The sequence below is a fragment of the Pseudomonas sp. GP01-A4 genome (assembly GCF_058780865.1).
Genome location: NZ_JBYSWF010000133.1, coordinates 1 through 6,839, shown reverse-complemented (window position 1 = coordinate 6,839; position 6,839 = coordinate 1). Strand labels below are relative to the sequence as shown.

Genomic DNA, 6,839 nt, shown 5'->3' with positions numbered 1-6,839 from the left:
CGCCAAAGCCGCCCTTCCCGCCCAGGTTCCCCGCCTGCCACTGCACCCCGAACTCGCTGGCATCGTCCTCACCCACTTCGACGATCAGGCTCTCGATCACCACCTGGGCGCGACGCTGGTCGAGCATGTCGATCACCTCCCGCAGGTTGCGATACAGCGGGTCCGGCGCCGAGATCAGCAAGGTGTTGGTGGTGGCGTCCGCCTGGATCGTCACGCCACCGGCGCTGAACGCGGTGTTCTGGTCGGTAGGGGAAGAGGCTCCGGTGCTGCTGGTGTCCTGCCCGTAACCACTGGGCTGGACAGTGCCGCTGCCGGTGGGAGTGCCGCTGCTGTTCTGGGTACTGCCCTGGCCACCCTGGGTGTTGCCGCCCATGCTGCTCAACTTGCCACGGGCATTATCACTGGTACCGGAGTCGCTCTCGCCAGTGAGCAAGCCCCGTAGCGACTGCGCCAACTTGCCGGCCTGGGCGTTGCGCAGGTACACCACGTGCATATTGCTCGGGTTGCTCTGGGCGTTGTCGAGCTTGTAGATCAGGTTGCGCGCCAGTTCCGTGCGCTCCGGGCTGCCGGCGCGGATGATGATGGAGTTGGAGCGCGGGTCGCCGATCACGTTGATCTTCTGGGTCTGGTCGGCGCCCTGGGTTTCGAGGAGCTCCGAGACCATGGCGGCGATGTCCACGGCGATGCCGTTCTGCACCTTCACCACGTCGGTGTCGATGGCGCTCGGGGTGTCGATGCCGTCGATGATCTGTGCCACCCGCGCCAGGTTTTCCGCGTAGTCGGTGATCACGATGCTGTTGTTGCCGGGGTAGGCGTTGATCGGGTTGTTCGGCGACACGATCGGGCGCAGCACCGGGATCAGGTTCACCGCGTTTTCGTATTGCAGGCGGAAGGTGCGGGTCTGCATGCCCTGCCCGCCCGGGTTGGCGCCGCTGTAGATCGGCCCGCCCAGCAGCTTGGCGTCCGCCTCCGGCACCACCTGGGCCACGCCGCCTACGTCGACCACGCTGAAGCCCTGCATACGCAGCGCCGCCAGCAGCATGTCGTAGGCCTGGTGCGCCGGTACCTGGCCTTCGCTGACCAGGGTCAGGTTGCCTTTGACACGCGGGTCCACCAGGAATTGCTGGCCGGTGGCGCGAGACAAGGCGCGCACCACCGCCTGGATATCGGCGTCGACGAAGTTCAGTTGTACCGGTTGATCACCCAGCGGGTTGCGCGCCCTGGCCGGTGCGGCGCCATGGCTGCGGGCGCTGTTGGTCACCGGGTGTTGCACCCGGGGTGGCGGCACGGTTTCGCGCTGGCGGTCCAGTGGTGTGTCGCCGCTGCGCCGGGTGTCGGCCAGGGGTTGGCCAAGCTCGCTGTCCACCAGCAACGGCGCGGAGGATTGGGGGTTGCTGCACGCTCCCAGCGCCAACAAGAGCAAAGGGGCGACCTTGCGATAAGGCGCAGCGTTGGGCAATGACCACTTCATGAAGCTTCCTTAGCGCCAGGCGCCTGATCCATGCGAACGGTCCCGGACAAAGTGCCGGCCGAGTTTGAAGAGGTGGCCTCGCCTGCGCGTTGCAGGCGGGCCGCAGAGACTTCCAGGGAGAACGGCCGGGGGTTGGCCAGCAGCCAGTCGATCACCGCGTCCGCCGGGGCATCGTCGAAGGTCAGGCGCCAGCTGCCGGTGTCCTGCGGCTGCAATTGATAGCGGCCCTGCAGCCCGGCGTTGTCGAGGGACTGGTGCAAGGCGGTTTCCAGGTCACTGCTGCGCGGGGCTGGGGCGACGCCTTGCAGCAGCACCTGCAAGGCCTCGGCCTGGCTGCGCAGTTTCGGGGTTTCGGCTTGCCAGTAGTCGATCTTCTTCAGCGGTGGCTGGATCAACAGCAACCAGGTCAGCAGGCCCGCCAGCACCAGGCCGGCACCCACCAACAGACGTTTTTCACGCATGGCCAGGCCGTTCCAGAACACCTGGGCCTGGCTGCGCAGAAGCTGCCAACGCTTATTCATCTTCGGCCTCATCGTCTGCATCGGCTTCAACGCGCTCGGTGAGCGGGCCGACTGTCCAGCCCTGGTCGTCGCGACTGGCGCTGAACCCGGCCTGGGCCAGCAGCGCCTGCGCGTCAGCGGCCAGCGCCGGGGTCCGGGCGTCCGGCAGCAGACTCAGCTGCAGGCGGCCTTGCTCGTAGCTCAAGCTCTCGACGCTGCCCGCCATGGACGGCAGGCTGCTACCCGCCAGCGCCAGCAAGCCGGTAAAGCGCTGCCCTGGTTCGGCCGCCGCGCCGCTCTGGCGTGCGGCCAGTTGCTGACGGGCTTGTTGCAGCGGGTTGAGAATCACCGGCAGTTCGGGGAAGGCCTGGCGTACTTGCTGGCTCATCTGCGCCTTGAGGCGTTGGCCTTCGTCGACCTGGCGGGCGGCGTAGAGGTTCAGGCCCAGGGCCCAGATGGCGACCGCCAGCGCCGTGCAGGCCGCCGCCCTGCCCCAGCCACCGGTTGCCGCCTGCTGGAGCCGACCGTGCAAACCCCAGCCCGGCGCAGTACCGCTCCAACGGGCAACGTCGGCCACATGGAGCACATCGACACCGGTGGCGAGCAGGTCATCCAGCGCCTGCTGCCCCAGAGGGTGTACCGCGCCCTGCTGCAGGCTATGGCGCAGTAGCAAATGCCCGTCGCAGAAGGCCGCGCTCGCTGGCCCGCTGACCGGCAGCGCGTAGGGCGCCGGGTACAGGCCACGCACTTTGATTTTCAGCTGGGTCGTTATCCGGCCCAGGTGCTCAAGGCTGCTTTTGGGCAACCAGCCGACCTGCACCAGGCCGCTGCTGTCCCGTGGACCGTGGGCCACATGCATCAACTCCAGCGGGCCGAGGATCAATGCCTGGGCCGCACAGGTCACTGCATCGTCGACCTTGGCGGAGGGCAATTGCGGCAGCTCCAGGCTGGTCAGCAAGCTGTCCCGTGGATGCAGAAAACACTCCGCCTGGGTATTCGCCCATTGCGCCAGGCGGCCCTCGCCCTGCTGGCTGACCTGCCCGGCGCGGTCCAGCCAGGCGAATTGCACCTGGCTCTCGGTGGTGAGTTCACCCAGCGGCGGCAAGCCGATGCGCAAACGCTTCATACGCCCACCCGCGACCAGATCACCTGGGGCTGACGGTCTTCCGGGCGATACAGCAACGCCTCCAGCGTGACCCGACGCTGCTCGCGGCGCGCCTGGCCGTGCACGCGAAACCACTCGCTGGTGATCCCCACCTGCACCGTGTCCACCGCGACTTGTGGCATGCGCAACCGGTTGACGAAATCCCCGCGATTGACAAACCAGCGCCCGCCGTCGCGCTCGGCCACCAGTGCCTGAGCCTGGGACAGGCTGAGCCCCGGCACCACGCTGCTGAGTACCTCGGCGCTGGCGGTATTGCCGTTGACCCAGGTATTGCCGGGCAGCACGCTGACATAGCTCGCCATGCGCCGCAGTTGGCGCGGGTCGAGGCCTTCGATACCGCTGAGGTCGGTGAGGCTGCGCAACATCGGGTACTTGGCCGGGATCAATGGCGCAGCGGCACCGGGCGAGGTATCCCGGCTGCTGTTGAAGCCGCCGGTAAGTGAGGCGCCGAGCTCGCGCTGGTCGTATGAGTCGATCACTCGCCGGCTGATGCGGCGACTCACGGCCGGCTCGATGCCGATCAACTGGCACAGGCGTTCGAAGCTCTGCAATTGCCCGGCGTCCGGGTGTTGTTGGGTCACCAGATTGCGCAGGTTGAACTTGCCCTGCTCATCCTCAATCCGCCCCTCGAAAGCACCGCCGAGGGGCCGTGCCCACGGTTGATCGAGCCGGGTCAACACGTCCTGGCGGCGCGCGTCCCACAGGAGCTGGCGACTGGTTTCCAGACCGCCATTCAACAACCATTGGCCCTGGATACGCAGTTGTTCAGCTTCCAGGCTTCGGGTGAACACGGTTTGCCGGGTGAGCATGGCGCCGGCAATCACCGCGACCACGGCCGCGATCAGCAAGGCGCTGATAATCGCCATGCCGCGCTGCTTCGCCGCTGGGGGCGAATGGCTGTTCATCGCCGGCCTTACAACTGCCAGGAGCCGATATCGGCGTTCACGCCGTCACCATCAGGTTTCCCGTCGGCGCCGAGGGAGAACACATCCACTTCGCCGTTGGCCCCTGGGTTGAGGTAGTGATACGGGTTGCCCCACGGGTCGTTGGGCAAGCGTTCGAGGTAGGCGCGCCAGTTGCTGTTTTTCGCATCGGCCGGGCGTTCCACCAGCACCTTCAAGCCCTGGTTCATGCTCGGGTACGAGCCGTGGTCGAGGCGGTAGAGTTTCAGGGCCTGCATCAGCCCGCCAATGTCCTGCCGGGCCGCTGTGGCCCGCGCCTGGTCGGGGCGGTCGAGCACCTTGGGCACCACCAGCGCCGCCAGAATCCCCAGGATCACCACGACCACCATGATCTCGATCAGGGTGAAACCGCGCTGCCTGCGCGCTGACGTGAAGTGTGCGATATCCATGTCGACATTCCTTGGCTTGAGTGCATTTCGTGGCGCAGTGTTGCAAGAACACATGTCAGTCATGTTGAAAATCCTCGGGAGCTTTGGTCGCCAATCGGTCAACTCCCGGGGCTAGTCTGCGGGCCTGTTTCCCGGTTTTGAGTACGCCATGGGCGGGCCCCGCAACGAGCAAGGTTTCACCCTGATTGAAGTGTTGGTGGCACTGGCGATCATCGCCGTGGCCATGGCGGCGGCGGTACGCGTGGCCGGGCTGATGACCACCAGCAACGGCCTGCTGCGGGACAAGTCGATGGCGCTGCTGGCAGCCCAGGGCCGGATGGCGGAACTGCGCCTGGAAGGTCGGGTGAGCACCGGGCGCAAGACGTTCGACTGCGACCAGGGCCGGCTGAAACTACGTTGCGAACAGACCATCAGCAACGGGCCGGATGGGCGCCTGTTCCAGGTCAGCGTGCAGGTGCTGGACGCCACCCGGGAAGCGCCCCCCCTGGCACGCCTGGAGACACTGCTGGGGCGCCCGCCGGTGAAGCGCCCGGTTACTGCCGAATGAGGCTTGGCAACGCCGGCCCGTCGGGCAACTTGTCGAGGGGCACGCGGATTTTTTCCGCGCCGCGCTCGATCTCCACGCTATCGCCTTCAATGGCCGTCAGCCGCACGCCGGGGCTCAGGCGTTCACCCAACAAAAAGCTGCGGGGCGGGCCGTCGTTGAGACTGAGGATCGCCACCGCCCCACGCGCCCCGGCAAGCACCCCGGAGACCTTGATCTGCATCACCGCCGGGGTATTGGAAAACCATTGCACGGCGGGGTTGTCGCTGCGGGCCGCCAACGCCTGGGGCGCGGCCTGCGGGGTGTGGGACTCGGCCGACGTGAGCAACAGTGGCGTCCAGGTCGCAACCCCTGCCAGCACCGCCAGCAACGCCACGGCCTGGACGCCATGGGCGGGTGAAAAACGATGGATGAATGCCATGGGCGGGACCTCCTGTTTGTCCGTCGCCTCAGGCTACAGGGCAATTCACACCTTTTTATTTCAGCGGTTGATCAGGGAGCAAAAAATGAAACAGCAGGGCTTCACGTTGATCGAGTTGATGGTGGTGCTGGTGATCATCGGCATCGCCAGTGCGGCCATCAGCCTGAGCATCAAGCCTGATCCGCTGCACCTGCTGCGCAAGGACGCGGAACGCTTGAGCCAGTTGCTGCAGGTGGCCCAGGCCGAGGCGCGTGCCGATGGCCGGGCGATTACCTGGAAAGCCGATGCCAAGGGATTTCGCTTCAGCCGCGTTACCGATGATGGGCTGGGAGTGGAGAACTTCAGCGGCGATCAGCAACTGCGTCCGCGGGCCTGGGACAGTGCGCCGATGCAGGTGCGCATCGAGCCTGGGAAAACATTGGTGCTGGATGCTGAATGGGTGAACCCGCCGGTGCGGGTGGTGCTGTCGGATGGGCAATACAGCCTGAGCCTGCAACGGGATGCGGCGGGGTTGTTGCGGGTGGTGAGTCATGAGTGACCAGAAGGGTTTTACGCTGATCGAGGTGATGGTGGCGATCATGTTGATGGCGGTGGTCAGTGTGATTGCCTGGCGCGGGTTGGACAGCGTGACCCGGGCTGATCAGCATTTGCAGGCCAGCAGTGAGCAGACTGAGGTGTTGTTGCGGGCGCTGAACCAGATGCAGCTGGATGTGAGCTTGCGCGCGGGGGTTGAGTTGGGGCCGCCGATTGGCGAAGACGCGCCGAAGCCTGGCGGGTTGGCGGCGGTGTCGGTGAGGAGTTCGGACAGCAAGGGGTTTCGGCTGGAGGTGATCCGGAGTGCGCCGGTTCCTGGGGATGGGTTGCAGCGGGTGCGGTGGTGGCTCAAGGGCGACACGCTGTACCGGGCAGCTGCACCGGCGCGGGATCGGTATCCGCTGCCGGCGCCCCGGGATGCGGTGGCGGTGCTGGGGCAGGTCAGGGATTTGCAGGTGCGGGTTTGGGACAAGGGGTGGCGGCAGTTGAGTGGGAATCGGCAGGAGGAACCGCTGGGGATCGAGGTGGTTCTGGTGCGGGAGACGGGCCAGGGGGTGGAGCGGTATCGGCAGGTTTTGGGGCCCTTGCGGTAGGGCTTTTTGGGGTGGTGTACATATCCGTTATTTTTGTTATGGCTGATATGGGTTCCGCTCACTTTCGAAAAGCCGGAATGCCGGCCCAGTCAAAAGTAAGCAAAACGCTCTTGCCCCACCACTCGGCTCCTCGCTTAGGCTTGAGTGTTGAAGAGCAAAATCAAAAGCTAAAGCAGGCACGGACCAAATGTGGGAGCGGGGTTGCTCGCGAAGGTCGTTAACGATGACGCGGGCATTCTGGATGAACGCGGCGCTCTCAG

At 65.7% G+C, this 6,839-nt stretch carries 9 protein-coding genes; 3 read left to right on the top strand and 6 right to left on the bottom strand.

Annotation, left to right across the window (positions count from 1 at the left end):
- The 5 genes from gspD to gspG all read right to left on the bottom strand — a co-directional run.
- The coding region (gspD, locus tag AC3WKX_RS33930; RefSeq protein ID WP_102665802.1) for a type II secretion system secretin GspD at window positions 1–1,471 on the bottom strand (1,471 nt) is incomplete at its 3' end.
- Window positions 1,468–1,992 carry a type II secretion system protein GspM gene (gspM, locus tag AC3WKX_RS33925; RefSeq protein ID WP_102605754.1) on the bottom strand — a complete coding sequence of 175 codons (525 nt, stop codon included), beginning with the start codon at window positions 1,990–1,992 and terminating at the stop codon, window positions 1,468–1,470. The genes gspM and gspD, both read right to left, overlap by 4 nt.
- Window positions 1,985–3,097 (bottom strand): type II secretion system protein GspL, encoded by a 1,113-nt coding sequence (gspL, locus tag AC3WKX_RS33920; protein WP_008431404.1) that lies wholly within the window; start codon window positions 3,095–3,097, stop codon window positions 1,985–1,987. The genes gspM and gspL overlap by 8 nt, the downstream gene beginning before the upstream one ends.
- Window positions 3,094–4,041 carry a type II secretion system minor pseudopilin GspK gene (gene gspK / locus AC3WKX_RS33915; RefSeq protein WP_158244073.1) on the bottom strand — a complete coding sequence of 316 codons (948 nt, stop codon included), beginning with the start codon at window positions 4,039–4,041 and terminating at the stop codon, window positions 3,094–3,096. Before gspK ends, gspL begins: the two co-directional genes overlap by 4 nt.
- A gap of 8 nt (window positions 4,042–4,049) precedes the next feature.
- On the bottom strand, window positions 4,050–4,487 hold the full coding sequence (gene gspG, locus AC3WKX_RS33910; protein WP_003218660.1) for a type II secretion system major pseudopilin GspG: 438 nt from the start codon (window positions 4,485–4,487) through the stop codon (window positions 4,050–4,052).
- A 148-nt stretch (window positions 4,488–4,635) separates the two neighbouring features.
- Here gspG and gspI point away from each other — a divergent pair, with 148 nt between their 5' ends.
- Window positions 4,636–5,034, top strand: coding sequence for a type II secretion system minor pseudopilin GspI (gspI, locus tag AC3WKX_RS33905; RefSeq protein ID WP_008431408.1), 399 nt, complete (start codon window positions 4,636–4,638; stop codon window positions 5,032–5,034).
- Here the strand turns inward: gspI and AC3WKX_RS33900 are convergent.
- The gene (locus AC3WKX_RS33900) at window positions 5,021–5,452 is read right to left on the bottom strand and encodes a type II secretion system protein N (protein ID WP_102605755.1); all 432 of its coding nucleotides are present in this window, start codon (window positions 5,450–5,452) and stop codon (window positions 5,021–5,023) included. The two genes, gspI and AC3WKX_RS33900, sit on opposite strands and share 14 nt — an antisense overlap.
- 85 nt (window positions 5,453–5,537) lie before the next feature.
- On the opposite strand from AC3WKX_RS33900, the gene gspH reads away from it, so the two are divergent.
- Window positions 5,538–5,990, top strand: coding sequence for a type II secretion system minor pseudopilin GspH (gene gspH / locus AC3WKX_RS33895; protein WP_008431410.1), 453 nt, complete (start codon window positions 5,538–5,540; stop codon window positions 5,988–5,990).
- On the top strand, window positions 5,983–6,579 hold the full coding sequence (locus AC3WKX_RS33890) for a type II secretion system protein GspJ (protein ID WP_087695372.1): 597 nt from the start codon (window positions 5,983–5,985) through the stop codon (window positions 6,577–6,579). Before gspH ends, AC3WKX_RS33890 begins: the two co-directional genes overlap by 8 nt.
- Window positions 6,580–6,839 lie beyond the last annotated feature (260 nt).

Bases quoted from the DNA above. Each gene is read 5' to 3' on its own strand.
- gspM (WP_102605754.1), bottom strand. From the start codon at position 1,992: ATGAATAAGCGTTGGCAGCTTCTGCGCAGCCAGGCCCAGGTGTTCTGG.
- gspL (WP_008431404.1), bottom strand. From the start codon at position 3,097: ATGAAGCGTTTGCGCATCGGCTTGCCGCCGCTGGGTGAACTCACCACC.
- gspK (WP_158244073.1), bottom strand. From the start codon at position 4,041: ATGAACAGCCATTCGCCCCCAGCGGCGAAGCAGCGCGGCATGGCGATT.
- gspG (WP_003218660.1), bottom strand. From the start codon at position 4,487: ATGGATATCGCACACTTCACGTCAGCGCGCAGGCAGCGCGGTTTCACC.
- gspI (WP_008431408.1), top strand. From the start codon at position 4,636: ATGGGCGGGCCCCGCAACGAGCAAGGTTTCACCCTGATTGAAGTGTTG.
- AC3WKX_RS33900 (WP_102605755.1), bottom strand. From the start codon at position 5,452: ATGGCATTCATCCATCGTTTTTCACCCGCCCATGGCGTCCAGGCCGTG.
- gspH (WP_008431410.1), top strand. From the start codon at position 5,538: ATGAAACAGCAGGGCTTCACGTTGATCGAGTTGATGGTGGTGCTGGTG.
- AC3WKX_RS33890 (WP_087695372.1), top strand. From the start codon at position 5,983: ATGAGTGACCAGAAGGGTTTTACGCTGATCGAGGTGATGGTGGCGATC.